The organism is Flavobacterium cyanobacteriorum (genome assembly GCF_002251835.1).
Lineage (GTDB): Bacteria > Bacteroidota > Bacteroidia > Flavobacteriales > Flavobacteriaceae > Flavobacterium > Flavobacterium cyanobacteriorum.
Genome location: NZ_NOXV01000034.1, coordinates 1 through 1,561, shown reverse-complemented (window position 1 = coordinate 1,561; position 1,561 = coordinate 1). Strand labels below are relative to the sequence as shown.

Annotated in this window: 1 protein-coding gene; it reads left to right on the top strand. The window is 48.0% G+C overall.

Going from position 1 to position 1,561, the window contains the following annotated elements; translation table 11 throughout:
• The first annotated feature begins 421 nt into the window (after positions 1 to 421).
• Entirely contained in the window at positions 422 to 1,498 is a 1,077-nt protein-coding gene (locus tag CHU92_RS00280) for a hypothetical protein (RefSeq protein ID WP_094411449.1), read from the top strand.
• The last annotated feature ends 63 nt before the right edge of the window (positions 1,499 to 1,561 follow it).

The following is a 1,561-nucleotide window of genomic DNA, read 5'->3' as shown; positions in this document are numbered from 1 at the left end:
TACTCGCCCATATTACGGACAGCCCCACAGGTACTACCGGCGAAACCACCTACACCCTGTATGATGAAAAAGGCAGGCCGCTGCGTACCCATGCGGCCAATTACCTGGGGGGCTATAACCAGACAGATACCAAACTTGATTTTGACGGCACACCCCAGTATACCATTACAAGGCATAAATATGCTGTCGGCAGTACAGAGATGGTAGTTAAGGATGAATTCAGCTACACGCCGCAGGACAGGCTGCTGAAGCATACCCACCAGGTGGATACTGACCCTGTGCAGCTTTTAAGCCTTAACAGCTATGACCTGCTGGGGCAGCTGAAAAGTAAAAAAACAGGTGGCACCGACATTACAGGGGCTACTGCANGGATGAATTCAGCTACACGCCGCAGGACAGGCTGCTGAAGCATACCCACCAGGTGGATACTGACCCTGTGCAGCTTTTAAGCCTTAACAGCTATGACCTGCTGGGGCAGCTGAAAAGTAAAAAAACAGGTGGCACCGACATTACAGGGGCTACTGCACTGCAAAAAATTGATTTTACCTACAACATCCGCGGGTGGCTAAAGGGTATAAATGATATCGGGGGGCTTAATACCGGTGAGAATGACCTTTTTGCTTTCAGCATAAACTATAACGATGTGCCCGGTAATAATGTAAATGACCAGGTAATGCCGCTGTTTAACGGCAACATAGCTGAGACAAGCTGGCGTAGCGCCACCGACAATGTGTTACGCCGCTATGGCTACAGGTATGACCAGCTCAACAGACTGCTTAATGCTTATTACCAAAAACCCGGCAGCGCTATAAGCCTGACCAGCAGTTATGACGAATCGGCACAATATGATAAGAACGGTAATATTACCCGCATGGAACGCAGCGGGGAATATGATGATGAAGTGTATGCCCTGGCTATGGATGAGCTGGAGTATTTTTATGACCCTGTGGAGAAGAACCGCCTGCTGAAAGTGGCTGACCATACCAACCAGCCGGCCGGCTTTAAAGACAGCCCCGATAATGATACCGATGACTACACCTACGATGGTTACGGGAACATGACCGCCGACAGGAACAAAGGCATAACATCCATTACCTATAACCACCAGAACCTGCCTGTTGAGATTGTGTTTGGCAATCTTGTTAATACAAAAATTCGCTATCTTTACGAGGCAGCAGGTAAAAAAGTACAAAAAGTGGTGCGACAGCAGGTATTTGACGGGTCGGCAATTGTTACAGAAACAACCGCTACAGATTATCTTGGAGGGTTCCATTATGCAAAAGGCAAGCTACAGCACTTCCCTACTGCAGAAGGATATGTAAGCGTTACATATGATAAGCGAAACATTAGTTTAAGGTATTTCAACTACGTGTACCAGTACAAAGACCATTTGGGCAATGTGCGGCTGAGCTATGGGGCAAAACCGGGAACGCAAACCCCGGAAATAATGGAAGAAAGCCACTACTACCCTTTTCGGGATGCAGCACCGCAACTATAACATGACACGCCGGGATTATGAGGCTAATTATGGGGTGGTATCGCTGAACCCGTCCTATGAGCA